General features: G+C 52.7%; 22 protein-coding genes. 19 read left to right on the top strand and 3 right to left on the bottom strand.

Going from position 1 to position 26125, the window contains the following annotated elements:
* Positions 1-188 precede the first annotated feature (188 nt).
* A complete protein-coding gene (locus tag OXH16_23290; protein ID MCY3684331.1) occupies positions 189-1994 on the top strand; it encodes a DUF1800 domain-containing protein in 1806 nt (601 codons plus the stop codon).
* A 123-nt stretch (positions 1995-2117) separates the two neighbouring features.
* Here the strand turns inward: OXH16_23290 and OXH16_23285 are convergent, their stop codons facing one another.
* A complete protein-coding gene (locus OXH16_23285; GenBank protein MCY3684330.1) occupies positions 2118-3440 on the bottom strand; it encodes a sulfatase-like hydrolase/transferase in 1323 nt (440 codons plus the stop codon).
* A gap of 24 nt (positions 3441-3464) precedes the next feature.
* On the opposite strand from OXH16_23285, the gene OXH16_23280 reads away from it, so the two are divergent.
* From OXH16_23280 to OXH16_23215, 14 genes are all read left to right on the top strand, one after another.
* On the top strand, positions 3465-4205 hold the full coding sequence (locus OXH16_23280) for a phytanoyl-CoA dioxygenase family protein (GenBank protein ID MCY3684329.1): 741 nt from the start codon (positions 3465-3467) through the stop codon (positions 4203-4205).
* A gap of 18 nt (positions 4206-4223) precedes the next feature.
* Positions 4224-5060, top strand: coding sequence for a phytanoyl-CoA dioxygenase family protein (locus tag OXH16_23275; GenBank protein ID MCY3684328.1), 837 nt, complete (start codon positions 4224-4226; stop codon positions 5058-5060).
* A gap of 15 nt (positions 5061-5075) precedes the next feature.
* Entirely contained in the window at positions 5076-5996 is a 921-nt protein-coding gene (locus OXH16_23270) for an alpha/beta hydrolase (protein MCY3684327.1), read from the top strand.
* 11 nt (positions 5997-6007) lie between these two features.
* On the top strand, positions 6008-6898 hold the full coding sequence (locus OXH16_23265) for a phytanoyl-CoA dioxygenase family protein (GenBank protein ID MCY3684326.1): 891 nt from the start codon (positions 6008-6010) through the stop codon (positions 6896-6898).
* Positions 6899-6986: 88 nt separating this feature from the next.
* Positions 6987-7841 carry a phytanoyl-CoA dioxygenase family protein gene (locus tag OXH16_23260; GenBank protein MCY3684325.1) on the top strand — a complete coding sequence of 285 codons (855 nt, stop codon included), beginning with the start codon at positions 6987-6989 and terminating at the stop codon, positions 7839-7841.
* Between the two features lie 27 nt (positions 7842-7868).
* A complete protein-coding gene (locus OXH16_23255) occupies positions 7869-8639 on the top strand; it encodes a phytanoyl-CoA dioxygenase family protein (GenBank protein MCY3684324.1) in 771 nt (256 codons plus the stop codon).
* A complete protein-coding gene (locus tag OXH16_23250; protein MCY3684323.1) occupies positions 8629-10095 on the top strand; it encodes a sulfatase-like hydrolase/transferase in 1467 nt (488 codons plus the stop codon). Before OXH16_23255 ends, OXH16_23250 begins: the two co-directional genes overlap by 11 nt.
* 21 nt (positions 10096-10116) lie before the next feature.
* Positions 10117-10590, top strand: coding sequence for a cupin domain-containing protein (locus OXH16_23245; protein MCY3684322.1), 474 nt, complete (start codon positions 10117-10119; stop codon positions 10588-10590).
* A gap of 23 nt (positions 10591-10613) precedes the next feature.
* Positions 10614-11516, top strand: a complete 903-nt coding sequence (locus tag OXH16_23240) for an NAD(P)-dependent oxidoreductase (protein MCY3684321.1) — start codon at positions 10614-10616, stop codon at positions 11514-11516.
* A 46-nt stretch (positions 11517-11562) separates the two neighbouring features.
* Positions 11563-12423 (top strand): phytanoyl-CoA dioxygenase family protein, encoded by an 861-nt coding sequence (locus OXH16_23235; GenBank protein MCY3684320.1) that lies wholly within the window; start codon positions 11563-11565, stop codon positions 12421-12423.
* Between the two features lie 20 nt (positions 12424-12443).
* Positions 12444-13205 (top strand): phytanoyl-CoA dioxygenase family protein, encoded by a 762-nt coding sequence (locus OXH16_23230; GenBank protein MCY3684319.1) that lies wholly within the window; start codon positions 12444-12446, stop codon positions 13203-13205.
* Positions 13206-13215: 10 nt separating this feature from the next.
* Complete coding sequence (locus OXH16_23225) at positions 13216-13992, top strand: hypothetical protein (protein MCY3684318.1); 777 nt, start codon at positions 13216-13218, stop codon at positions 13990-13992.
* Positions 13993-14004: 12 nt separating this feature from the next.
* Complete coding sequence (locus tag OXH16_23220) at positions 14005-14793, top strand: SDR family oxidoreductase (protein ID MCY3684317.1); 789 nt, start codon at positions 14005-14007, stop codon at positions 14791-14793.
* 146 nt (positions 14794-14939) lie between these two features.
* On the top strand, positions 14940-18107 hold the full coding sequence (locus OXH16_23215) for an efflux RND transporter permease subunit (GenBank protein MCY3684316.1): 3168 nt from the start codon (positions 14940-14942) through the stop codon (positions 18105-18107).
* Positions 18108-18186: 79 nt separating this feature from the next.
* Here OXH16_23215 and OXH16_23210 read toward each other — a convergent pair whose 3' ends face one another.
* Entirely contained in the window at positions 18187-19491 is a 1305-nt protein-coding gene (locus OXH16_23210) for a RagB/SusD family nutrient uptake outer membrane protein (protein MCY3684315.1), read from the bottom strand.
* Between the two features lie 9 nt (positions 19492-19500).
* Positions 19501-22413, bottom strand: coding sequence for a SusC/RagA family TonB-linked outer membrane protein (locus OXH16_23205; protein ID MCY3684314.1), 2913 nt, complete (start codon positions 22411-22413; stop codon positions 19501-19503).
* 138 nt (positions 22414-22551) lie between these two features.
* Here OXH16_23205 and OXH16_23200 point away from each other — a divergent pair, with 138 nt between their 5' ends.
* The 4 genes from OXH16_23200 to OXH16_23185 are packed head-to-tail and all read left to right on the top strand — an operon-like array spanning position 22552 to position 26098.
* On the top strand, positions 22552-23388 hold the full coding sequence (locus tag OXH16_23200; GenBank protein ID MCY3684313.1) for a class I SAM-dependent methyltransferase: 837 nt from the start codon (positions 22552-22554) through the stop codon (positions 23386-23388).
* 17 nt (positions 23389-23405) lie between these two features.
* The gene (locus OXH16_23195) at positions 23406-24947 is read left to right on the top strand and encodes an ABC transporter substrate-binding protein (protein ID MCY3684312.1); all 1542 of its coding nucleotides are present in this window, start codon (positions 23406-23408) and stop codon (positions 24945-24947) included.
* A gap of 36 nt (positions 24948-24983) precedes the next feature.
* Positions 24984-25499 carry an orotate phosphoribosyltransferase gene (gene pyrE / locus OXH16_23190; GenBank protein ID MCY3684311.1) on the top strand — a complete coding sequence of 172 codons (516 nt, stop codon included), beginning with the start codon at positions 24984-24986 and terminating at the stop codon, positions 25497-25499.
* 17 nt (positions 25500-25516) lie between these two features.
* A complete protein-coding gene (locus tag OXH16_23185; protein ID MCY3684310.1) occupies positions 25517-26098 on the top strand; it encodes a CoA pyrophosphatase in 582 nt (193 codons plus the stop codon).
* The last annotated feature ends 27 nt before the right edge of the window (positions 26099-26125 follow it).

Here is a 26125-nt window from a genome sequence, read left to right as displayed (position 1 = left end):
GTTGCTGTTGCCTGCTCAGGATACGAGTGCTATTGCATCAGAGGTGAAAGAGACGATTCCAGATGATGCTAAACGCAAAGCGGTTCTGGTGATCAGTATGTTGATAGGGTCGCCGGTGTTTCAATACCGATAAACTGGTGGATGGGATACCCAGGGGACATTTTTAGATTTTTTCAAGGAGGTTTGCAATGATATTTCGTTTTTCACTTATTGTTTTGTGCTGTGGTGCATTGCTTGCAGGTGCTTCGGCGGATGCCGGGTTGCAATTGCCCTATAAGAAAGAAGGGTTGAGCAAGGAGCAGGCTGCGGCGTATCTTTTGGAGCGTTTTGCTTTTGGTGCGCGGCCCGGTGAAGTGGAAAAGGTGGCGAAGGTGGGTCCCGAGAAGTGGCTGGCTCAACAGTTGAAGGGCAATTTGCCAGATGCTGATTTGGACAAGCGATTGGAAGCATTTCCGGCGTTGAAAATGACGCAGTTACAAATAGCCGAGATCTATATGCCAGATGGTCAACTTCGCAATCAGATGAAAAGAGAAGGGGTGATGGACCCGGCGACGACGCCTCGCAAAGAGATGCAGGAAAAGATGAAAGCGTATCGCGAGAAGCATGGGTTGCGTCCCTATGGCGCGCTTTTTAATCAGGAGCTTCGGAGTCAGAAGGTGATGCGGGCGGTGTATAGCGAGAATCAACTCGCCGAGGTGCTGACGGATTTCTGGTTCAATCACTTCAATGTGACCACGCGCGACGGGGGCGCGCGCAGTCGCGTGCTTACCTATGAGCGCGATGCGATTCGTCCCAATGTGTTGGGCAAGTTCCGCGTGATTTTGGGCGCGACGGCGAAGCATCCTGCGATGTTGCATTATCTGGATAATGCCCAGTCGCGTATGGCGACGCCACAGCAGCAGAATCAGGCAAAGCCTGAGCCAAAGAAGGAGATGGCATCAGGTGAGATGGGTATGGATGGTGGTATGGATGGCGGGATGATGGGTGGCGAGATGATGGGTGGTGAGATGGCGAAGGCTCCGCCGAAGGCTGTTGCGAAGCCGAAGACGCCTCCAAGACGCAAGTATGGTTTGAATGAGAATTATGCGCGCGAGTTGATGGAGTTGCACACGTTGGGCGTGGATGGTGGATACTCGCAGCAGGATGTTACGGAGGTCGCGCGTGTGTTGACGGGTTGGACTGCGATGCCTTATGGCAATGGGCGCAAGAATACCGATAGGGCAATTGCCAATGGCAATAAGAATCTCGTTCGCCAGGGTGAATTTCTATTCCGCAATGCCTGGCACGATAAAAAGGCCAAGGTGGTGTTGGGTGAGAAGTTCTCTGCAGGTGGCGGCATAGAAGAGGGCGAGCGCGTTCTGGATATGCTGTCTAAGCACCCTTCAACCGCACATTTTATTTCTACAAAGTTGGCGCGTCGGTTTGTGAACGACAGTCCTCCCGAGGCGCTGGTTGAGCGGATGGCGAAGACATTTCGCAAGACGGATGGGGATATCGCTGCTGTGATGGCTACGCTGGCGCAGTCGCGTGAGTTTTGGGCAGAGGCGAAGAAGCGGAGCAAGATGAAGTCGCCGTTAGAACTGGTGGTGAGTTCTCTTCGCGCATTGGAAGCCGATGTGAAGAATCCACAGCCGATGATGGGCTGGTTTTACCGCATGGGTGAGCCGTTGTATGGTTATGAGCCGCCTACGGGTTTTCCGGATTATGCCGAGTCGTGGGCAAATTCGGGCACGCTGATTGCGCGCATGAATTTCGGTGTGCGTCTGGCTACGGGCAGAATTAGAGGAATTGTACTGAAGCAGTTGCCCAGGGAGAGCGAGCACTCGCCCACAACGGAGCAAGCGTTGGCGATGTATAGCAAGTTGCTGTTGCCTGCTCAGGATACGAGTGCTATTGCGTCAGAGGTCAAAAAGATGGTTCCCGCAGATGCTCAGCGCAAAGATATGCAGGTGGTGAGTATATTGATCGGGTCACCGGAGTTTCAATACCGGTAGATAGATGTGCTGGTTGTAAGTGAAAAAACTCGGGTGCCTAAGGGTACCCGAGTTTTTTGCGTTTGCAGGGTCCTAAATCGGTTGCGCTATTTGTGCTGCGGTATTTGATTATTCGTATTCGCATCAGTAGCGGCTCGATAGATCTGGAACGGTGAATTCAAAGCGTTCCTGGGCGTCTGAAAGCCGTTTTTGCATGTCGGCTACGCGATGGGCATAAGAGGGGTCGGCGATGGCGTTGGTGTATTCGTCGGGGTCGTTGACGAGGTCGTAATATTCGTCGCCTTCGCCTTCGCGGATGTAGTGGATGAGTTTTTCGGTTTGGGTTCTCAAGCAGACCATTGTTGGAAAATACGGATAGGGCGGGTCTTCGAAGTATTCGAAGAAGAGGTCTTCTCGAGGTATTTCGCCTGTGTCGGTCAGAAGTGGCCGCAGGGAGTGGCCGTGGTAGTGATCGGGTACACCGAGACCAGATACGTCCATGATGGTTGCCGGGATGTCGAGGCTGATTACGTCGGTGTGTTCTACGCGCCCGGGGTTGGCGATGAGGTCGGGATAGCGCATGAGATAGGGCACGCGGATGGATGGGTCATACATCCAGCGTTTGTCGCCGAGGCCAAATTCACCGTGGAAGTAGCCGTGGTCGCTGGTGTGTACGACGAGTGTGTTGTTGGTTTGTCCAATGGCGTCAATTTTGTCGAGTACTCGGCCCAGGGCATCATCGACGCCGCGCACGGTGCGCACGTAGTTGCGCATGAAGGTGTCGTAGCGTTCGTTGTCTTCGAAGTTGTAAGGACGTTCGCGAAGGGTTCTGGCTTTGCCATCGCGAGACGCGCCCAGGGCGTTGGGTTTGGGTAGTTCGTCATCGGAATAGGCATGGGCATGACGCGGCGGTGGGGTGAAGGGTCCGTGAGGGGCTTTGTACCACAGGCAGATTGCCCAGGGGCGGTCGTCGTTTTGGTCGAGAAATTGTTCGACGTAGTCGGCGAGGAGGTCGGTGTTGTATCCCTGGTGTTTGACTTGTTCTCCGTCGATGATAAAGATGGGGTCTTCGTAGTCTCCCTGACCGCGAAAACTGACCCAGCGCTCAAAGCCGGGTTTGGGGTCGCCGCCGGGCAGGTCAATGCCTTCGGTTCCGTAGTGTATTTTCCCAAAGAAGCCCGTGCGATATCCCGCTTTTTGCAATTGTTCGGGCCATGTTACGAGGTCGGGGCGAATCGGTGCGCGGTTGTGCGCTGCCCGGTGGGTGTGAGGATAAACACCGGAAAGATGGCTGGCTCGGCTGGGCGCGCAAAGGGGTATGGCGGTGAAGCCATTGGCAAAGCGGATGCCTTCACGGGCGAGGCGGTCCATAGCAGGTGTGTTGATGAAGGGATGTCCCGCACATCCCATGCAGTCGTGTCGCTGGTCGTCGCACATGGAAAAGAGGATGTTGGGTTGTCTGGTCATTGTGAGTCTCCGGAAGGGGTTGGTATGTCACTTTTAACAGCTAAAGATAAAACTTTTTTTGTGGAAAATGGCTATCTCATTCGGCACGATATGTTGAGTGAGGGTCAGATTCAAGGGGCGGTCGATACGCTTTGGCGTTATATTGAAGCAGATCGCGATGATCCGCAGACCTGGGTGGATGCTGGGCCGCGGAGTCCAGATTGTTGGGATCATCCCGCGATTCGCGCAACGCTTTACGAAACGGATTTGTTTGCGATGTGCAGAGAATTGGCAGGCGATTTGAGCGATGATGCAGATCCTTCGACGATTCTGGTGTATCCGAGTGGCAGCGATGAGTGGGCGATCAAGTTGCCACATCTGGATGGATATAACAAGAGCGAGCAAGCAACCGTGGGGTTTACGATTGGTGTGACGGTTTATCTGAGTGATGTGGCGCCCCGTGGCGGAGGTTTTACACTGTGGCCCGGTAGTCATAAGACTGTGGCAGAGTTTTTCAAGTCGCATTCCCTGCTGGGTTTCAATATGCATCATCCCGGCGGTATTGTCGAGCGGGATATGACCCGCATTTTTGATCTGAATGAACCTGTTGAGTTGGTCGGACGAGCCGGGACTGCGTGTATCTGGCACGGGTATATGGTTCACAGCGGTACGTCGAATTGCAGCGATCAGATACGGATGGCTCTGGTGAGTCGCATTAGCACAAAAAATTGGGATCTGTTGCAGTTTGAGACGCCGGATGATATGTGGGAATATTGGGAAGTGTGAAGTGTGAAGGAGGATGTCATGGATTTTGTAAAATTGAGCGATGAACAGCGGGATTTTTTTGATGCGGAGGGGTATCTGGTGGTGGAGGGTGTTCTGGGGGCTGAGGAGATTGTGCGGTTGACGGATGCGTGTGATGCGATGATGGCGTCTTATAATGATAAGGGGAGGGCGTATAAGCAGTTTCGAGATGGGATAGTGGAGGAGCCTGTATTTCGCTCTTTGATTGCGCATTCGGGGACGGTGCCTCTGGTGATTCAACTTTTGAGTCCGGATATTCATTTGCAGAATACGGCGATTATTTACAAGGACCCAGAGGATGCCGAGACGACGGAGCCGATGCGTTCCTGGCATCGAGATATTGGGATTACGCAGGAGATCGGGCATGCGTATCAGCCTCGTGTTGGGATTAAGGTGTGTTATTGTTTGACGGATTTCCCGGGACCGGATTCGGGGATTACGCGGTTTGCGAGGAGAAGCCATGTGCTCAATGAACCGCTGGGTATTCCGAGAGGCGAGGTCGATCCGCCCGAGGTGGTGCAGCCGGTGTGTAAGGCGGGGGATGCGCTGTTTTTTGAAAATCGCATTTTTCACACCAAGTCGCCAAATTTGAGCCATCGCACGTCCAGGGTGGTTATTTTTGGGTATAGTTATAAGTGGATTCGGAATGGTTTTTATCTGGAGAATTTAGATGATGACGTGATCGCAGATTTGAGCGATATTGAGAAACAGCTTCTGGATGTGCCGTTGAGTGAGAATCCCAACTTGAGCGCGAGGCCAAATACTTATCCGCTCACTGATTGGGCAGAGGAACACGGGGTGACGCCGGAGCAGGTTCCGTGGACGGTTGAGGTTTAGGGATAGGAGGAAGTAATGCGCGTTGGGAGATGGATTTTATGCTGCATTTTGTTTGGGACAACAGGTGTATGTGCTCAGGAGGCGGAGAGAAAAGGGACGCCGCCCACGCTTGAGAATGTAGCGTATGGACCTTATGAGCGCAATGTGCTGGATTTTTGGAGGGCAGAGTCGGATGTACCAGCACCTGTTTTGATTTTTATTCACGGGGGCGGGTTTGTCAATGGCGACAAAAGGAGTGTTCGCGGCAATGTGATTGTTGAGACTTGTTTGGAAAAGGGCGTTTCGTTTGCGGCGATTAATTACAGGTTTAGAAATACTGCGCCCATACAGGATATTTTGCGCGATGCAGCGCGTGCGGTGCAGTTTATCAGATACAATGCCGAGGCGTGGCACGTCGATCCCAAACGCATCGCTTCTTATGGCGGCTCTGCTGGTGCGGGAACTTCAATTTGGCTGGCTTTTCACGATGATCTGGCCGATCCCGATAGTGAAGATCCCGTGCTTCGCCAGTCTTCGCGCATTGTGGCGGCGGGGTCTCGCAATGGCCAGTTTTCCTATGATATATTTCAGTGGGAATCTGTACTCGGTTTGCCTGCTGAGAATTTTTATTCCAGGGATGTCTCGTTTTACGGCCTGGCTACGTTTGATGAAGCGGAGACCGAAAAGGGCAAGCAGATTCGGGCGGATGTGGATATGCGCGGGTTGATTACAAAAGACGATCCACCTGTGTTTTTGTTTTGTAGTCAAAGGGGTGGGGTGCCCCAAAATCGCGGTCATTATGTTCATCATCCCAAACATGCAATTGCGATCAAAGAACGGTGCGATGAAGCGGGTGTTGAGGTGGAGATGTATTTGCCGAAGATGGGGTCGCCACCGCCGGGGAATGTGAATCAGGCGATGCTGGCGTTCTTTTTTAAGCATTTGAAGGTAGAGTAAAGGAGGTTGTTGTGGCGTTCAAGGTATTGACAGACGCGCAGGCAGCGCATTTTGTGGAGAAGGGATATGTGAAGATAGAGGAGTGTTTTGAGAAGGCGGAGATTCAGGATTGGCTCGATCTGGCATATCTGCGTTTGGGATATGACAGGGATGATCCTACGACCTGGGTGGAGGATCGCATTCACATGCCGTCGATGAATCGGCGGGCAGTTGCCGATCTCGCGCCAAAAGCATGGGATGGAATATGCGATGTGATGGGCGGGGCAGAGCGCATTGACGGTGAGCCTTCGTGGGGAGATGGGTTTATTATTAATTTTAACAAAGATGCCGATGATCCCTATGTCCCGTCGGCAAAGCATAGGGGATGGCACAAGGATGGCAATTTTTTTCGGCATTTTTTGGATAGTCCAGAGCAGGGTTTGTTGACGGTGGTGGTTTGGGATGATGTGTTGCCCAATAGCGGGGGTACGTATCTCGCGCCGGATTCGGTTCCAAAGGTTGCGCGGTTTTTGTACGATCATCCCGAAGGGCTGGAACCGGGTTCGTTTGGGAAGATGATTGAGGGATGTGAGGCGTTTGTCGAATCGACGGGTAATGCGGGTGATGTGTATCTGATTCATCCGTATATGTTGCATTCTGCTGCGCCAAATCCTTCGGGGCGTCCGCGGTTTATTACGAATCCGCCAGTTGCGTTTAAAGAGCCTATGAATTTCAATCGCGAGGATTCCGATGATTTTTCATTGGTGGAGAGGGTGGTGCTGAGGGCACTGGGTGTCGAGCGATTGGATTATCGCATTACGGGCAAGCGAGAGCGGTATTATACGGAGTTCCGCCGCGAGCGAGAGCGCATGCTGGTGGAGCAAAAGGCGCGTTTGGCGGAACTGGAAAAGGAGGTTGTATGAGTTGATGCGCAGGTGTGGTATTCTGGTGATGGAATCGGGAAAGGGGTTTTCCACTCACACGGAGTTTTGAAAAGAGGAGCGTGTTGTTATGGATGCGAGATGTCTGGATTATTGCGTGACCGAAGAGGAGCGGTTGAAGTTTGAACGCGATGGGTTTTTTATTCTCGAGAGCGTGTTGCCAGAGGATCTGGTGGATGAACTGGTGCCGGTTGTAGATCGCGTGGATGGCGCATATCGAGAGCGAGAGGGCATGGGGCCAGATCAGCGGTCGAATATGCTGGATTTTATCGGGCAGGATGATTTGTTTTTGGAGTTGCTCGATTGGTATAAGACTTTTCCAAAGGTATGGGGGTTGCTGAATTGGAATATTCAGCTTTACCATTCTCACATGATTGTGACGCCTCCTGTTGGTTCTGGAAAGTCGCTTGAGAAGGATGGTCCAGGGCTTGGATTTCACCAGGATAGCGGGCGTCTCAATCTCGATATTGAGACGAATCCGCGTCCGAGGATTTCGCTGAAGGTGGCGTTCTTTTTAACGGATGCATCAGAGCCTGGTCGAGGGAATTTTGTTGTGGTTCCCGGTTCGCATCTGGGCAATGTGTTTCCGGGCGAAAGTCGCTCAGAAATGCCCGAGGGCGGTATGCAGGTGTGTGTGCCGAAAGGTAGTGCGGTTGTTTTTGATCGGCGTATCTGGCATTCGAGCAGTACCAATTATTGGAATTCACCCAGGCGTACGCTGTTTTACGGTTATAGCTACCGCTGGTTGCGGCCCCGCGACAATATGACGGTGGATCATTTTATGGAGCGTAGCGATCCCATTCGCAGGCAGTTGCTGGGGGCGAGTCCTTCGGGTGGTTTTGGATATACGTCACCCAAACCCGAGGATGTGCCTTTGAAGGCGTGGATTGAAGAGCATTTGGGTGAGAAAGCCGTGGCGGCGTAGGGTTAGTGTGAAAAGAGGGAGCGTATCATGGGGTTGCTTACTCATGATGAGAAGCTGTTTTTTAAAGATAATGGGTATCTGGTTAAGCGAGATGTTTTGCCCAGCGCATTGTTAGAACGCGCTGTGGATGGTCTGTGGCACGGTGTCTGGGCAGATCGTAGCGATCCTCAGACGTGGGTGAATGCGGAGCCGAAGAAGCCCGAGAGTAGTGACCCGACGTTGCACCGGTCTATTGTGTATGATTACGGTGTGTTTGATATGGCAGAAGAGATGGCGGGCAAGGGGCGGCTGACCGAGTGGGCTGAGCCGACGCCGTTGTTCCGCTATCCCACGGGTACAGATAAATGGTCAAAGCCTTCGGGCGGGCATGTGGATGGCTATGGGCAAAAGGATTTGACGGTGGCTGGTTTTACCATTGCTGCGACTGTGTATCTCTGTGATATCAAGCTCCGCTCGGGCGGGTTTTGCGTGTGGCCGGGCACGCATGCAAAGATGGCGGATTATTTCAGGTCGCATTCTTTGCTGAGTGTGAATCGCCAGTTTTTAGATCCCAATGAGCCACCCAATCAGATTCACATGGGGACGATTATTGATTTGCCCGATCCAATGGAGATTACAGGTCCCGCAGGTACGGTGATTTTCTGGCACGGCTTGATGGTTCACAGCGCGAGTAAGAATTGCAGTCGCAATATCCGCATGGGATTGTTTACGAGGTTTAAGTGGAAGAATTGGAATGAGTTGCAGTTCGAGACGCCAGATGATATGTGGGAGTATTGGGAGGGATTAAATGGCAGATAGGCCTAATATCATTTTTATTTTGACCGATCAACACCGGCTGTCGGGCGTGGGTGCTTATGGCGATACGCCTTGTCGCACGCCGAATATTGATCGTCTCGCGGCAGAGGGTGTGTTGTTTGAGAATGCTTATACGGTTTATCCGGTGTGTAGTCCGGCGCGAGGTACGCTGCAAACGGGCGTGTACCCGCATACCCATGGCATTACGTCAAATATCCACGAGGTGGGGTGTAGTGTTCACGAGTTGGAGGACCGGCCCGAACTTTTGTCGCGGCGTTTGCAAGCGGTGGGGTATGGGACGGGATATACGGGGAAGTGGCATCTCGGTTCTGAGAAGACACAGACATTTCAGGGGTCGAACAGGCCATCTTCGCCTTCGCGTATAGGGTATGAAGGGCAGGATTTTGCCGGGCACGGCGGGGCTGGTTCGAGTTATTCGGATTATCGGGCATGGGCGCGGGCAAAGGGTTATGAGCCGGGCGTGAAGCCCTGGGCTGAGGCGACTACGATGGTCCGCAATGGGGTAGGTGAGTTGACTGTGCCAACTGAGGCGACGGTGCCAGCTTATCTGGTGGATAATGTGATTGAGATGAGCAGGTCGTTTCGGGAGCGCGATTTGCCGTATTTTATCAGTTTGAATTTCTGGGGACCACACGGGCCGTATCACGCGACGGGAGAGTTTGTGGATTGGTATCGGGATGTGGAGATTCCGCCGTGGGGAAATTACGAGTGGCCCTCGCGGGAGATTCCCGGTCCGCATCATTTGAAGATTCACTGGGATAAGGAAAATTTGACGTGGGAAGATTGGGCGATGGCGGTGCGCTATTATTATGCGCGGGTGTCGATGATTGATAGCCAGATTGGTCGGCTGTACGATTATTTGAAGGCGAGTGGAGAATTGGATAATACGGTTCTGATTTTTACGGCGGATCACGGCGAGACGCTGGGCAGTCACGGGGGGTTGCTGGATAAAGGGTGGCATCATTTTGAAGAGACGCATCATGTTCCAATGATTATCCGGCTGCCAGATGGTTCGCATGCGGGAGAGCGCGTTTCGGAGTTTGCTTCTCTGGCGGATATGTATCCCACGATTTTGGATCTGGCTGGTGGATCTTATGATGGGGATGCGATTCACGGTGCGTCGCTGTTGCCGCTTGTTCGCGGTGAGGCGACGGAGTGGCGCGATGCTGTGGTGACGGAGTTTTTGGGTTTGGGCAATGTGGCTACGTCGATGAAGATGTTGCGTATGGGGGATTTGAAATACGGGTGCAATTTGACGGGGCAGGACGAGTTGTACGATCTGAAGAACGATCCTCATGAGATGAATAATGTGATTGATGATCCGGATTATGCCGATGATGTGGCGCGATTGAAGGCGCGGTTGCAGCAGTGGATGATGGAGACCAATGATCCGGCTTTGCGGATGTATCGCTGGCGCGAGCGCGAGGCGATTGGATAGGGTGTTCTGCGAGGAGGTGTTATGGGGAACAAAAAGGATTGGCGAAATCAGGGAGTGCGGGTGGTGACAGGCGATCAGTTGGATTTTAATACACCGCAGACGCCAGGGATGACGCGGGCAGCGGCGATTAATCGGGCGAGTGCGGGGGCCGAGAAGTTGTGGGCGGGTACGGTTGAGATTCATCCGAATGCAAAGACTGGCGCGCATCATCATGGGGCGCTGGAGAGTGTGATTTATGTGGTGCGCGGCAGGGCGCGTATGCGATGGGGCGATCAGTTGGAGTATGTAGCAGAAGCGGGTCCGGGTGATTTTATCTATGTGCCGCCTTATGTGCCCCATCAGGAGATCAATGCCAGCGAAGATGAGCCTCTGGAGTGCGTGCTGGTGCGCAGCGATCAGGAGCCTGTGGTGGTGAATCTGGATATTCCGGTTGTTGAAGAGCCTGAGGAAGTGTATTGGGTAGATCCGATCCATTCGGATCCGAGAGATGATTAACATTTAGCATTTGAAGAGGTGAGATGGTGAAACGAAAATTGGGATATGTGGGGCTGGGGATGATGGGTGGTGGGATGGCGAGTCATTTGGTTGCGAGTGGTTATGATGTCGCGGTTCACGATTTGCGCGATGAAGCGGTGCAGGTTTTGCAGGAGAAGGGGGCAACGGGGGTGAATACACCCCGGGCGGTTGCCGAGCGGTCGGAGGTTGTTATTTCTTCATTGCCGACGCCGCAGGCTGTTGAGCAGGTCGCTTTGGGACCAGATGGTATTGTTTCCGGATTGTCGGCGGGTCAGGTTTATATCGATATGAGTTCGATTGATCCGGATACGACGCGCAGGGTTGGCAGGGCTATAGCGGAAAAGGGCGGGTATATGCTGGATGTGCCTGTGGGCAAGGGGCCGGCAGATGCGGCACGGGGTGGATTGACGCTGATGATTGGCGGCGATGCCGATGTGGTGGCGTCTGTGCAAGATGTGCTGGATACATTGGGCGACGAGCAGTTTTATTGTGGCGAGTTGGGCATGGGGGTGACGACTAAGCTGGTCAATAATCTGGTGTCGTGTTCGGTTGCTACGCTGTTGGGTGAGGCTTTTGCGATGGGTGCTGCCGCGGGATTGGATGTGGGTGTGTTGTGGGATGTGATGTCGAATACGGCTGCAAATTCGTCGCATTTGCAGGGGAGTTTCAAGCGCCGCGCCCTGGTGCGAAATTTTGATCCCTATTTTAAGCTGAGATTGTCGCACAAGGATCTCGGGTTGGCTGCACAGATGGCCGCTTCACTGGGGGCGACAAATTTGATGGGCGCGGCGGCGTATCAGATTCAGACTATAGCGATGGGGATGGGGTTGGGCGATGAAGATCAGACAGCGTCGATTAAGGTGGCGGAGAAGACTGCGGGGGCTGAAGTGAGAAGTGTGAAGTGAGAAGTGTGAAGGTGCGGGGAGTACTTCAAAGAAAAGGAGAACAAAGATGCCAGTTTTGAGCGAGAAGGATTGGGATTTTTGGCGGGAGAATGGGTATGTGGTGGTACACAATGCGGTGCCGCAGGAAAATTTGGATGCGATGGTGGATACGGTCTGGACATTTTTGGAGATGGATCGCGATAATCCGGAGGATTGGTACAAGTACAAACCCTATACGCGCGGGAATCCGTGTTCGATGATTGCGGCATCGGGGATGGTGGAGATTTACCAGCATCAGGCGTTGTGGGATAACCGGCAGTATCCCCGCTTGCATCAGGCGTTTTCCGAAATTTGGGGTACGGAGAAGTTGTGGGTGTCCCTGGATCGCGCGAATATGAAGCCGCCTTCGCGGGCGGATAAACCCGATTGGCAAAATGAGGGCATGATTCACTGGGATACGGATACGTCTGTGCCCAAAGTGCCTTTTGGGGTGCAGGGGGTGTTGTATTTGACGGATACTTCGGAGGATCAGGGCGGGTTTCAGTGTGTGCCTGGGTTTAATAATATTTTTGAGGAGTGGGTCAAGACGCAGCCAGAGGATCGCGATCCCAGGCGGCCCAATCTGGATGATCTGGAAGTGAAGTCGATTCCGGGCAAGGCGGGTGATCTTTTGATCTGGCATCGGTTGCTGGCACACGGCAATGGGCACAATCGGTCGGATAGGCCCCGTTTGGCGCAGTATATTACAATGTCGCCAGCAGAGGGCCGAGGAGAGGCAGAGCGGGATGAGCGCATTCAGGCATGGCGAGCGTGCAGGCCCACGCCCCGCTGGCCGGGTGATCCGAGGGATTGGGAACACAAAACGCAGGAGCCGGCGAAGTTGACGGAATTGGGGAAGAAGTTGTTGGGTTTGACGTCGTGGAATTGAATGGCTAATGGAGGAATCCCATGGGTGTTTTAACGGAATCGCAACGCGCGCTATACGAAAGAGAAGGGTATCTTCTGGCGTCGGGTTTGATTCCAGAGGATGTGGCAGAACGAGCAGAAGCGGCGATGTGGCGGATTATGGGTATGGCGCCAGATGAGCCAGAGACCTGGCATCGAAAACCCGAAGGTGTTGCTGATTTTCAGGCCGCGCGGGGATTGTCGGTGTTTAACGGTCTTCGCGATCGGGATTTGATGGCCTGTGCAACGCCGCAGTATTTGAAGGCGACGGCTGAGTTGATCGGCGAAGATGACGTGCATCCACCTGAAGCGGTTCACACGCAGAATAAAGTTCCCGTCAATGGGGAGTGGTCTTTGCCCAGGGCGCACGTTGATGGCATTCCCAGAGAACACATGCACGAGACGTTTCCTGGTCCTTATCGCATTGCGAGTCTGGTGTTTTTGAGCGATGTGAAACACAAGGGGGGTGGGACGGCGATTTTTCCGGGATCGCATCGCAAGATTCTCGCGCTTGCAGAGTCGGATCGAGAAAAGTACAAATACCTGTTTGACCTGAATCGGGATATTCCCAGGTTGGATTTGGGTGATCCGATTGAGTTGACGCCAAAACGCGGGGATGTGTTATTTTTTACGTATTTGTTCGGTCACAATGGCACGGCAAATGTGGGTGGGCGTCCGCGCTGGATGATGCGGTATTTTTGCTCTTGCCAGGGATGTCAGACCCGCTGGAAGAAGACGGAAGATTGGGGTCTGTGGTCACCGTGAGGAGTGTGTGATGGAATTGACAAAATCGCAGAAGTTGGAGTTTTACAGAGAAGGGTTTTTGAAAATTGAAGGTGCTGTGCCGCGCGTGATGGTGGAGGCGGCACGGCAGGCGATTAATGCGGAGATTGGGAAAGGTGACAGGCGTTCTTTTGGGGATATTCGCGCGATGCCGGTGATTACGGATCTGTTTAATGAGACGCCGGTGTTTCCATTGCTCGAATCGGCTTTGGGCAAGGGGAATTTGCAACGCCAGGTCCATGGTGCTGTAAAGCTGAATTTTCCCGCGCCGGTTGGGACGCCGCAACGGGATCCCCAACTCGCGACTGCGGGTCCACCATTGCGAACGGGTGGTCATCTGGATGGGATTGCAAAGGCGCGCGATTTTTTGAGGGGGACGGCTGAAGAGAGCGGATACAGTCGGGATTTTACGGCTTTTGCTGTGGTGTATCTGGATGATGTGCCCGCGTCGTATTGCGGCAATTTTACGGTTTGGCCAAAGTCACACCATGTGATGGAGGATGTGTTTCGGGAAAGAGGGCATGAAATTTTGTTGAATTATATGCCCGATGTGACGGTGCCCGAAGGTCCGGTGCAGTTGACCGGCGAGCCTGGCGATCTTATTCTGGCGCATCATCAGATTATTCACACGGCGGCGATTAATGCGTGTCCAGATATCCGGTATGCCGTGATTTTCAGGGCGAGGCATGTCGATATCGGGGAGAATGGCAAGGATGTGTTTATGGATATTTGGCGGGAGTGGGATGGGATTAGAGTGGAAATTGAGTAAACGGAGTGTGAGATGGATTTGGGATTGAGAGGAAAAAGGGCGGTTGTTACGGGTGGCAGTCAGGGGATTGGGCGTTGCTGCGCGCTGGCGTTGGCGCGGGAGGGAGCGCGTGTGTGTATTGCGGCGCGTACGCGGGAGACGTTGGATGCGGTGGTTGCCGAGATCGATGCAGCAGGTGGAGAAGGGCATGCGGTTGCGGTCGATTTGATGCGGGGAGAGAATTGCGAGGTGGTGGTGAATGAGGCTATAGATGCGTTTGGGGGCGTGGATGTTCTGGTCAATAATGTGGGGGCTGCGCGCAATGCCGATATTTTGGATTTGGATGTGGCGCAGATTAGCGAGGCGTTGGCGTTGAAGAGCTATAGTTATTTGCGGATGGCGCAACTGGTGATTCCGCTGATGCGGGAAAGTGGATGGGGGCGCATTGTCAATGTCGCGGGTGGCGCGGGTACGAGTCCCACGCGGGGCAATATTCCGACGGGGGCGGCAAATGCGGTTATTTTGAATATGACGCGTGCGCTGTCCGATGCGGTGTCTGGCGATGGTATTCTGGTAAATGCGGTTTGTCCGGGGTTGACCAATACGCCTCGCGCGCGTTCGCAGCAGAAGGCGCGGGCAGACTGCGAGGGACGAGATGTCGAGGCGGTGCTCAAAGATCTGGGCGCAGAGTTGCCCGCCGGGCGCATGGCCGAGCCTGAAGAGATCGCCAGTGTCGTTGCTTTTTTGGCGTCTGAGGCGTGTTCTTATGTGTTTGGCAGTTCGATTTATATGGATGGCGGTGGGCGAAGAGGAACGCCGTAGGGTGAGGTATAGGACATTAAAAATCAGTTGTGACTTTTATAAATCCGCTTTGCGGATTTTTTTTTGCCCAAAAGAAAACCGGATGGTTCTGGGGTGTGTCTATATAGGTGAGAGGTGAGAGATGGGAGACCATTCGGAGGATATAAATGGCTGAGAATGAGAAGAGGACATCGCTTTTGCCCAGGATTTCGGTGACGCGACCGGTGACGGTGACGATGTGTTTGGTGGGGTTGATGGTGATTGGGCTGGTGGCTTATTGGCGCATTCCCATTCAGGCATGGGCGTCGGGCAATGACTGGAACCGGTTTTGGGTGGATGTGGCCACAGAAAATGCGTCGGTTCAAGAGCGGTTTAATACCATTGCGTTGCCGATGGAACGGCATATGCGTACGGTGAGAGAACTCAGCGATATTTACGCATTTGCCGGCGATCCGTGGGCAGGAGTTGAGTTGAAATTTCACAGGGGCACGGATATGCGCGAGGCGTATGTTCGGGTGGCAGATCGACTCGAGCACGCCAGACTCGATTTGCCCGAGGAAGTGCGCGATCAGATCAAGGTGTATTCGTGGAATCAGGAAACCGATTCCGAGGTGATCTGGACAGGGCTATCTATTCCGGAGGATATTGTCGATAAGGAGCAATGGGTTCAAACCCATGTTCTCGATCCGATTGAGCGGATTGATGGGGTGGCGAAAACCAGTGTGTGGGGGTTTGAGAAAAAGGAGGTTTTGATTCTGGCGGATCAAGAGCGGCTGCGAACGCACGGTATTGAAACCCATGAGCTTGTGGCGTCGTTGCAGCAGGACAATTTTTCCCTGTCTGGTGGTCAGGTGCAGGAGGGCGGTAAGCGGTTTTACGTGCGATCTCTGGCGCATTATCAAAGCCTGAAGGAGATTGAGGATATTGTTGTTCGGGGTCGTTATAGCAGCGCGCAGGTGCGTCTGAAGGATGTGGCAGATGTGGTGTATGCTGCGCCGCCTCGAGACCGGGTGTGGCGCGTGGATGGGCAGCGCAATTTGGGTCTGGATGTGTATAAGGAGTCGGGTGAGAATATTGTCGATTTATGCAAGCGCATTGTGGGCAAAATGGAGGAGATTGAGGCCAATACGCCTGCGGTGTTTCGCCTGTTTTACAGCGAGGGCAAGCTGATAGAAGATTCGATGGATAATTTGAAAGTTACGGGTCTTTGGGGCGGGTTGTTTGCGGCGCTGGTGTTGTTGTTTTTTCTGCGCGCTTTGCGTATGACGGCGCTGATTACGCTGTCCATTCCGCTGTGTGTGATGATGACGATTACCGTGCTCTATTTTATGGGTTGGTCGCTCAATTTGTTGACGATGATGGGGTTGATGGTGGGGGTGGGCATGGTGGTGGATAATGCGATTGTGATTGTGGAGAATATTTATCGCTTGCGGGCAGAGGGGGAAGAGCCACGCGGTGCATCCATACACGGGGCCAGCGAGGTGGGGCTGGCGATTACGATGGCGACGCTGACCACTGTGGTGGTGTTTTTGCCGATGATGCTGATGAATGACAGCTTTGATATGAAGTTTTTGCTGTCGAAAATTGGGATGCCCGTGGTGTTTGCGCTGGTGGCGTCTCTGTTTGTGGCGCTGTTGTTTATCCCCCTGGCTGCCCAGCGGTTTGGCGATGCGGTTGTGCGGTCAGATCCAAAGTCCATCGCTTTTGTCCGCCGCATTTATCGGCGCGGTTTGAACTGGGTTATTCACCATCGGCGAGATGCGTTTCTCGTGGTGCTGGTCTTGTTTGCTACGATTTATTTTCCATATCAGAACGTGAAGAAGACCGATAAGATGCGTTTTTCTTCGAATCGCGTGACCATTCGCATGTATGGCCCCAGAAATTTTTCCCTGGAAGAGATGGATAAAATTGCGAGCGATCTGGAAGTGTATGTGAATGAGCAGCGGGATAGGTATAAAATCAGAAATGTTATGACGTATTTTCGGCGCGGGTATATCAATTTGAGAATGAATCTCGAGGAAGATCCCCATCAAGAGTGGTGGTATGCTGTGTATCGCTGGGCAGGCAATTTGGCTGGCTTTCCCATTGAGCGGTGGATGACGCGACAAGAGATTATTGACGAGTTGAATAAGGAGGTGCCGCGCTATGTGGGGTTTCGGGTGTCGGTAGAATCCAGAAATTCGGGTGGGCGAGATCCCTATGTGGGGGTGTATTTGTACGGTCCTGATTTTGAAAAATTAGAAGATATGCTGGGGGAAGTGGAGCGGCGGTTGCAACAGATTCCATCGGTGACGAGTTTGCAAAGCGATCTGGAGTTTGGGAAAGACGAGATTCGCATTCGCGTGAACCGCGCACAGGCGAAAAAGCACGGTATTCCGGCAGAGCGGATCAGTCGCACGCTGGCATATCAACTGCGCGGTGCGACTTTGCCGCGGTTTCAGACGGATGATCACGAGGTGAATGTGCAACTGATTCTGGATGAATCCGACCGGCAGTCGCTGGTGCAGTTGAAGAATTTTATGTTTGTGACCGATGCGGGTGAAAAGCTGCCCTTGTCGAGTTTTGCAACTTTTGAAGTGGCCAAAGGTCCAGGGCATATTTTCAGGCATAATGGTCGCAACCGGTTGCGCGTGCGCGTTTATACGACCAAGGATGATGTGGAGGGGTTGTATCAGGAGGTCGATCGGGTGATGGAGGGGTTCACGCTGCCGAGGGGGTATGAGTGGAACAAGGGCGAGCGGCATTCGCAATACAGCCGGGAAAGTCAGGCGATGACATTTGCCGTGATTATGGCGGTCGTGTTTGTGTTTTTGCTGATGGGGGTGTTGTTTGAGTCGGTTATTTTGCCTTTTGCCGTGATTTTTTCCATTCCATTTTCGTTTTTGGGGGTGTACTGGGGGTTGTGGTTGACGGGTACGACGATGGATTTTATGTCGAATGTGGGGGCAATTGTGCTGATTGGGGTGGTGGTCAACAACGCGATTGTGCTGGTCGATATGATCAATAGGTTGCGCCAGGCGGGTATGGATCGCGCAGAGGCAATTATGGCGGCGGGTCACAACCGCTTTCGTCCCATTTTGATGACGACCTGCACGACGGTGTTCGGGTTGTTTCCCATGGCGATTGGCAGCAGTACGATGATGGGGATGCCTTACGCGCCACTGGGTATTACGATGATGGGTGGGTTGATTGTGTCAACGGCGTTGACGCTGTTTGTGGTTCCGCTGTTTTACGTTTTACTGGATGATTTGCGCGGGTCATTAAAGCGGATTGCCGCGGTGAGTTTCCAGAGGTCAGAGCGATGGGGGGATGACCCGGCGCAGGCGGCGGATTAAAACGGGTCATAGAACCACTTCTCTCCCAAACAGAGGGCTGTGCTATTTTGCGCGGCTCTCTGTTTTTTTATATGGAGAGCTAATTCGCGGGATCGGAAGGCGTATTGGGGTTGTTTAACCGCTCCTGGTCGGCATAGGGATAGAAATTTCGATTTCGTTCAAAGGGGTCGGATGAGGGACCGGGTTGACCGAGGCGTCGGCTGTCTTCCAATCCAGTACCGTTCAGGAATAATTCCGCTCTGCGCTGCCGAAAGATCTCTTCGGTCACGGCCTCGATGGTTTGTGGCCCGCTGTAGGGTGACTGAGATGCACCAATGCCAAAGGGGTCGCGATCGGGTGTTTTTGTGCGGATGGCGTCAATTTCGGCGATTGCACCTGTGATGTTTCCCATCATTGCATTTGCCTCTGCTCTTGTCAGGGCCATTTCGCCGGGCAAATATGCCGGGATGGACGATGTGGCGGTGTTCCAAAAGCCGGATAGCGTTTCAATCGGCAAAGAGTTGGGGTTACTCAGGCGGTCATTTGGCATGAGATAAAATGCAAGTCTCGCATCGTTGCTATGTGTGACCAATGTTCCGAAATTATCTCTTGGAGCATAATCATCCGCAACAAAAACCTGGGTGTAAATGGGGTTCTGATTGTCGGCGTCATAAGTATAGACAGATGTTGCCGAGGGATCGACGGTATTGGCAGCTTCAAGCGCGGCTTGATAATTTCCCGCGAACAGGTTATAGCGCGCTCGATAAGCGTGAATTGTGTTTAAGAGGTCGAATCCCTGTCCCAGAATATCTGAGTTAAATTGAGCAGATGGTGGCGTGGCCGAGATGGTTTGGCGCGCGTTGTCCAGCAACCGAATCGCTTCGGCAAATACCTCGGACCGCGGCTGAAAAGTAGCGTGCCCATCGGCCTGTATATCTGTTGGTGCCTGTTCAAAAGCCTGTGCGACGAATCCCAGGCACATCGCTTTGTAAAGTTGAGAGAGTGCAATAATGCCGCTGCGCGTACCTTCTGAAAGTTGCACATTGGGCGCGTTTTCGATCAAATCATTGGCTATTCCGATGACGCGGTATGATTCGAACCAGATCGCGCTGACACCGCTGTTCGCGCCTGATAAAGCGTTGAGGCCATCCTCTAATTGTATGAGATTGGCAAAGGTCGTGTTTGCCGCAAATTCGCGGCTTGTAATTGCCGGATGACGAATGTATGAATCGACATTCTGACTCGCGTAATCTCGTTGCATGCCAATGGCGAGTGCGATAATGCCGTCACTGGTGGTTAAAACGCGCTCTTCCCCTGCCTGGTTTGGATTTGTTATGTTTAAATCGCAACCCTGTGTGACAAAGAGCAGCAATGCCGGGAGAATATACAGGCGACTCGATTTCATATTTTTTCCTTAGTAGTTCAAACTTATACGGAATGCAATACTGCGCGGGATGGGTACTTCCACGAAGTCAAATCCGCGCACTGCGGTGCGCTGTCCGGCGATGTTGGTTTCCGGATCGTAGCCGCTGTAGTCGTCTATGGAAAGCAAATTGCGGCCAACCAGGCTCAATTGAATGCTGCTCAATCCCAAAAATTGGGGCTGCCAGCGATAAGATGCTGATAGTTCGCGCAATTTCACAAAGGATCCATCTTCGATCCATTGTTCAAAAATTCGGAAGACCCGCGCATTATAGCCAGAGGGGAGTTCGCCGTTTAATTCGCGTTCGTAGTCTGTTAAAACGCCGAATGCGCTCAATGCGGCCAGGCGTCTGGTAAAATTGAATAAATCGCCACCTATGATGGCGTCCCATTGCATGCGAAATGACCAGTTTTGCCCCAGGGCGATCTGATTGATCCATGAAGCGGTAAAGTCCGGGTTGGGATCGCCAATAATTTTGCGATCAGCCGCTTGTATCGGGAGATTGTTTTCGTCGTTTGCGATATTGCCCTGGGCATCGCGTTCAAAAGCCGTGCTGAAGAAAACTCCGAGGGGTTCGCCGTTGATGGCCGAGACCTGGGAAAACGAATTTGGGATGATCAATCGCCCGCCCTCAATGCCATCGACTTTGTTTTTGTTGGTCGAATACGTGAAGGTCGATTCCCAGCGGAGATTGGGGCGTGCAAGCGGAATGGCACGCACGAGGAGTTCCAACCCGGTATTGTCCATGGTGCCGACATTTTGCAGGGCACGCGAGTGACCTGTGGAGGGGGATAATGTGCGGAATAGCAACAAGTCGTCGATGCGCTGATCGTAATAGGTCAGTTCTATGCCCAGGCGATTGGACAGGAGACTAAAATCCGTCCCTATTTCAATTTCTCGCTGTCTTTCGGGTTTGATCGTTCCGCCGAGTTGTGTGCTGGGCACCAGGCCGGGGTTGCCGTCATAGGAGGATGCATTGTAATTGGTCAGGCGGTCATACGGCCCAATGGCTGTTTGCCCCCCTGAAGTGCCTATGGAGGCTCGCAATTTGAAGTCTGGAAGAATGTTTTGAAGTACGCCATTTTGCCAGAAGCCGGTATCTGAAATGAGATAGGAGGCACTGGCTTTTGGATAAAATTGCCAGCGATTATCCGCGTCATAGACCGAAGAGGCGTCAATGCGGGCAGCAGCCGTGACAAAAAGGCGATTGGCGATTCCAAAGGTTTGCTGGACAAATCCGCCATAAATGACCCTTTTGCTCCTGGTTTCGCCTGCGACGACGTTTGCACCGCTCGATACGACTTCTGCAACGGGACTCAGATTTCTGCCTTCTGCGCTGAAGTTTTCCCCTTTTTCGTATTGCAGGGTTCCGCCGATTCGCGTGGTCGATTGCATGTTGGGAAATATGTCCCGCTGGTATCTGATGTTGAGGTCATTGTTGAGTTGCAGAAAATCGAATACGGCTCTTCGAGAAAAGCCGTTTGCCAGGCCGGGCGCAGAGGTGCCGGTAGGGATAAATGCGATGGCCGTTTGATCGTAGGTATCAATGCCCAGAGTATAGTCAATGCTCAATCCAGATAGCGGGGTTGCATTTAGCTGGGCACTTCCAATATAGCGCGTGATTTCTTGCGTGAAATCGTATCGATCAATGACTTCGAGGGGATTGGCGAGAATGCCGTCGTCCGGATAAGTACCGGTCGTGGGATCGGGCGTGAGATTGTAGGTATTGGGGCCAAAGATAAAACCCGTCATCGCGCCGTAGTTTGAATTTAGCCCGCCGTTGGGGATGTCATTGCTTTTGCTGAATACGAAATTTCCGCCCACAGACAGGGCCAACCAGTCCGATAAATTCTGGTCGATGCGCGTTCGGGCACTGATCCGCCGAAACAATGTGTTTTCAACCACGCCTTGATCGGCGAGATAGGACCCGGAGGCAAAATAACGGGTATTCCCGGATCCTCCCGATATCGACGCATAGTGCTCCATTGCCGCGGCGCGTCTAAAGATGAAGTCCTGATGGTCAAAGCGCTGGACATCGGAGCCGTCGGCATTTTTATTTCCCCTATTGTCAACGGTTGCCCGATTTACAGGCAGTGTTTTGCGTATGTTTGACGTTGAGAGACCATAGGTATAGTTTATGCGAGGTTTGCCCTGTGCGCCGCGTTTTGTAAATATTTGCACGACGCCGTTGTTTGCACGCGATCCGTAAAGGGCTGCTGCTGCCGCGCCTTTTACGATTTCAATGCGTTCTACGTCGTTTGGGTTGAGATCGATGAGGCGGTTTTGTGACCCACCTCCGAGCCGAATGAGTTCTGGCGAGTCGTTGTTCACAATGACGCCATCCACCACATAGAGGGGATCGGCATCGCCCAGGACGGTACCGGTCCCGCGCAGACGGATGGTTACACCGCCGCCGGGATTGCCCGAATTTTGTTGGATGAGCGCACCGGCTAATTTACCGGTCAGTGCTTTGTCGAGGGATGTGGCACCCGTCGATTCCAATTGGCGAGCGGTTAGGGTGGATATGGCATTTCCCAGTTGTTTTTTGCTGGCTGCAACGGAAAGGCCGGTGACGACGATTTCGTCAAATTGCAAGACATCTACGGCGAGTTGAAAAGAGACTTCCGCAAGGCCGCTGTTTTGGCGAATGGTTTGTCTGGCGGATTTGTAGCCCACAAAGCGCGCTTCGATGGTGGTTTCCGCTTCTGGCTCTGACAAATATAGCGCGAAATTGCCCCGGGTATCGGTGTTCGTGCCAGTTGTTGTACCCACAACAATGATATTGGCATTGGGCAAGCCCTCGCCTCGCTCGTCGGTGACTGTGCCTTTGATGGTGAGTTGGGCAAAGGCCGAAATGGGGATGCTGAGAGAGAGATAAAGAACGAAAAATAGTCGAGATAACATATACAATCTCCTTATATTTAACTAAAATGTAACTAATTTTTGGGTGGCTGTCACGGCGTTTTTTATTTGCTCGATATTGTTATTTTTTGGAAATTCAAAGAATGTCACAAAGAGAATATCACAAAAGGAGAAAGTACCATGAGCGAGTCGAATAGCGATCCGAGATATACGATGGGGCGCAGTGAAGGGGAGACTGAGCGTTTGATTCAGCAGTCACAACTTTACGAGGCTGTGACGCTGCGTTTTTTTCAGGAGGCGGGTCTGGTTAGCGGGATGCGGGTTCTCGATGTGGGTAGCGGTGCCGGAGATGTTGCGATGGCAGCAGCCGAGTTGGTCGGTGCAGAGGGAGAAGTCGTGGGTGTGGATGTCAATGCAGCGATTCTCGAGACAGCCCGGGCGAGGGTGAGAGAACTGGGTTTTGAAAATATCCAGTTCATAGCGGGGGATGCTCGAACCCTGGATGTGGGGGGAGACTTTGATGCGGTGGTCGGACGCCTTGTTCTCATGTATATGTCCGATCCGGCAGAGGCATTGAAACAACTCACAAGGCACTTGCGCCCGGGGGGTATTGTCGCCTTTCAGGAGGTTGATTTTACGCCTTATTTATCGATTTCTCGTTCAGATACGCCGCTTATGAACAAGCTGGTTGAATGGGGAGTTGGCGTGTTTCAACATTCAGGGGCGCATACTGAAATGGGCATGGATCTTCATCGCACGTTTTTGGATGCTGGTTTATCTGCACCTGTTTTGCATTTTGTGGCGCCATTGGGTGGTGCAGAATCGTGGGCCGGGTACGATTTTATTGCCAACGCCTTTCGCAGTCTGGTCCCGCTTATGGAGGAGTTTGGAATTGCGACTGCTGAAGAGGTCGATGTGGATACACTATCAGATCGGATTCGGGAAGAGACCAGGGTATCGAAACGCCCGCTTCTCTTGCCGCCGCATGTGACTGCGTGGGCACGGCTTGAGACATAGGGTGTCAGGAGGTTGTTGTGTTGCGAGGTTTTTTTTGTGTGTTTGCGATTGGAATGATGTGGGGCTGTGGCGGCGAGCAGGTGATGCAGTCGCAGATGGTAGAGGGAGAAGAGCAGGTTGGACGTCCGCTGAGTAAGCTGGCTGTTCAGACGAGTGCGTCGCCTGCTGTTGTGGTGGCAACTGTACTTCGAGATGGCGCACCTGTGATTTGGGCGAAGGTGGAATTTTCGCGTTCTATTGCGGGGCAGGCGGCCGATTATCAGTGGTCGGGGGTGACGGATGAGAATGGGCGGGCGCGTGTGGAGATTACATCAGACGATGTGACGGGTTATTATCAGGCGCGTGCGTCGATAGATGGGCGAGAGATCGGTTTGTGGTCGAGTATTCCGATCAATGGCGGGTATGAGGTGGTGCTCAATTTGCCCATTGGTGGGCGGATGCGTGTGATGGGTTCACCCATGCGAATACCGCAACCCGAGGATGTAATCAAAATCGGCTTTATATATGGCACATACCGAAAAAACAGTCTGGATGGCGCGACTCTGGCAGCTCTCCAATTCAACGAAGAGGGGGGTGTGCGCGGTGTGCCAATAGAACTCGTCGATGGCGGTGTACCCATAGAACAACTCGCTGAAAAAAATATAAGTGAGACCAAATACGTTGCAGCACTGGCAGAGAAATTGATTACTCAGGAGAAGGTGTTGGCAATTGTTGGCCCTAATCGTTCGAGTCAGGCAGTCATTGTCGGGGAAATTGCACAACGCCATGGGATACCAATGGTGACGACCAATGCGACCAATCCAATCGTCACTATTGCAGGTGATTTTGTGTTTATGGCGGCTTTTACGGACGATTTTCAGGGCAAGGTGATGGCTGAATTTGCCATTCAAGAGTTGGGTGCGGGTCGCGTTGCGGTGCTCACGGAGCGCGGAAGTATTTATTCGGAGGGCTTATCGCAGACCTTTGTCGATAATTTTGGCGCGCTTGGGGGCCATGTTGCAGCGCATGAATTCTACAGGTCGGGGGATACCGATTTTGCCTCGCAACTGATCGCTGTCACCTCATCTATGCCAGATGTGGTTTTTATTCCCGGTTCGGTTGTCGATATTCCGTTGCTGGTTCAGCAGGCAAGACAAAGTTTTGGCCTGACAGCGATTTTTCTCGGAGGCGATTCATGGCATAATGCAGAGTTGCTTACGACGAGTAGCGCGTTTATTGAGGGAAGTTTTTTTAGCGGTTTTTTTTCGTCTCAAGTCGCACCGGGCGATTTGAGTGAAGACGCCCATCGTTTTATTGATGCGTACACGGCGATGTTTGGCGTTGCGCCCGACGGGTCGGCTGCACTGGGGTATGATGCCCTGAGGTTGGTAGTCCAAGCGATGCGTCGCACCGATGCGTTGACGCCAATGGCGATTCGCGATGAGATTGCGGCGACAAGGGACTACAGTGGGGCAACGTTTATCTCTGGCTATGACGAAAACCGACATACGACCAAGAGTGCGGTTATCAATCGCGTTGTCAATGGGGCGATAGAGTTCTATAAGTTGATAGAGCCGTAATATTTTAATTTTTTCTGAAACACTGGAGGGACCACGATGACCCGATCTGAACTCGCTCATCGCATTTATCAGACTTCTCATTTGACTGGACAGTTTACGCTTCGCTCAGGTGCGATTGCGACAGAGTATTTCGACAAGTATCAGTTTGAAACCCGCCCCGAACTGCTCTGCGAACTCGCCGCGCATCTCCAGCCTTTGATTCCCGATAATACAGATGTTCTCGCGGGTCTCGAACTCGGTGGCGTACCCCTTGCGACTATGCTTTCTCAGTTGTCCGGGTTGCCTACGTGTTTTGTGCGAAAAGAGGGCAAAACTTATGGCACTTGCAAACTGGCTGAAGGTGTTGACATATCTGACAAGAATCTGCTGGTTGTTGAAGATGTGGTTACTTCTGGCGGGCAGGTTGTTCTTTCCACTCGGGACCTTCGCAACCTGGGCGCGCGCGTTTCACAGGCGATATGTGTGATTGACCGCGAGTCCGGTGGCACAGAGAATCTCGCCAAAGAAGGTATTGAACTTCGCGCGCTGTTTCGGATGAGTGAACTGACGTGACAATGGGCGCGGAATTTATGAATGCCTTTCAAAGGATTGTGACATCCCTTTCGGCGTATCAGCCCAGTACTGGTTCGGAAACGGATAAGACGCAGGCGGCTGTTGCTGCGGTTTTTCATCCGCGACGGGATGATCTCTATCTTCTTTTTATCGAGCGCGCCGCACATCCCAAGGACCCATGGTCGGGGCATATTGCTTTTCCCGGTGGCACAGCCGAATCCGATGATCCGGATCTCAAATACACGGCTGAGCGCGAGACCCGCGAGGAACTCGGTCTCGATTTGAGCAACGCGCAGTATCTCGGTCGTCTGGACGATGTCGCGGGTGCGACGCTGCCCATCCAGGTGGCCTGTTTTGTTTATGCGATTTTTGAAGGCGTTGAAGTTGCGCCCAATGACGAGGTGCGCGATGTTTTCTGGACGCCTTTTGCACATTTCGCCGATTCCACGCGGTGGCAGACGCTCAATCTCGAAGGTTGGCACAATATGCCGGCTATTGATTTGCTCGGTGCCAATCGTCCCGTGTTGTGGGGGCTGACCTATCGCATGGTTGCGCAACTGGCGGGGTTTGCGGGTGTTGTTTTGCCCGAAAGACTATAGAAGTTCGCGTTTTTCAATATCTGAATT

Source organism: Gemmatimonadota bacterium (assembly GCA_026705765.1).
GTDB lineage: Bacteria > Latescibacterota > UBA2968 > UBA2968 > UBA2968 > VXRD01.
The sequence above is the reverse complement of the archived record's forward strand: the minus strand, read 5'-3'. Positions and strand labels throughout refer to the sequence as shown.

Coding starts and splice junctions, on each gene's coding strand:
- OXH16_23290 (MCY3684331.1), top strand. CDS start 189: ATGATATTTCGTTTTTCACTTATTGTTTTGTGCTGTGGTGCATTGCTT.
- OXH16_23285 (MCY3684330.1), bottom strand. CDS start 3,440: ATGACCAGACAACCCAACATCCTCTTTTCCATGTGCGACGACCAGCGA.
- OXH16_23280 (MCY3684329.1), top strand. CDS start 3,465: ATGTCACTTTTAACAGCTAAAGATAAAACTTTTTTTGTGGAAAATGGC.
- OXH16_23275 (MCY3684328.1), top strand. CDS start 4,224: ATGGATTTTGTAAAATTGAGCGATGAACAGCGGGATTTTTTTGATGCG.
- OXH16_23270 (MCY3684327.1), top strand. CDS start 5,076: ATGCGCGTTGGGAGATGGATTTTATGCTGCATTTTGTTTGGGACAACA.
- OXH16_23260 (MCY3684325.1), top strand. CDS start 6,987: ATGGATGCGAGATGTCTGGATTATTGCGTGACCGAAGAGGAGCGGTTG.
- OXH16_23255 (MCY3684324.1), top strand. CDS start 7,869: ATGGGGTTGCTTACTCATGATGAGAAGCTGTTTTTTAAAGATAATGGG.
- OXH16_23250 (MCY3684323.1), top strand. CDS start 8,629: ATGGCAGATAGGCCTAATATCATTTTTATTTTGACCGATCAACACCGG.
- OXH16_23245 (MCY3684322.1), top strand. CDS start 10,117: ATGGGGAACAAAAAGGATTGGCGAAATCAGGGAGTGCGGGTGGTGACA.
- OXH16_23240 (MCY3684321.1), top strand. CDS start 10,614: ATGGTGAAACGAAAATTGGGATATGTGGGGCTGGGGATGATGGGTGGT.
- OXH16_23235 (MCY3684320.1), top strand. CDS start 11,563: ATGCCAGTTTTGAGCGAGAAGGATTGGGATTTTTGGCGGGAGAATGGG.
- OXH16_23230 (MCY3684319.1), top strand. CDS start 12,444: ATGGGTGTTTTAACGGAATCGCAACGCGCGCTATACGAAAGAGAAGGG.
- OXH16_23225 (MCY3684318.1), top strand. CDS start 13,216: ATGGAATTGACAAAATCGCAGAAGTTGGAGTTTTACAGAGAAGGGTTT.
- OXH16_23220 (MCY3684317.1), top strand. CDS start 14,005: ATGGATTTGGGATTGAGAGGAAAAAGGGCGGTTGTTACGGGTGGCAGT.
- OXH16_23215 (MCY3684316.1), top strand. CDS start 14,940: ATGGCTGAGAATGAGAAGAGGACATCGCTTTTGCCCAGGATTTCGGTG.
- OXH16_23210 (MCY3684315.1), bottom strand. CDS start 19,491: ATGAAATCGAGTCGCCTGTATATTCTCCCGGCATTGCTGCTCTTTGTC.
- OXH16_23205 (MCY3684314.1), bottom strand. CDS start 22,413: ATGTTATCTCGACTATTTTTCGTTCTTTATCTCTCTCTCAGCATCCCC.
- OXH16_23200 (MCY3684313.1), top strand. CDS start 22,552: ATGAGCGAGTCGAATAGCGATCCGAGATATACGATGGGGCGCAGTGAA.
- pyrE (MCY3684311.1), top strand. CDS start 24,984: ATGACCCGATCTGAACTCGCTCATCGCATTTATCAGACTTCTCATTTG.
- OXH16_23185 (MCY3684310.1), top strand. CDS start 25,517: ATGAATGCCTTTCAAAGGATTGTGACATCCCTTTCGGCGTATCAGCCC.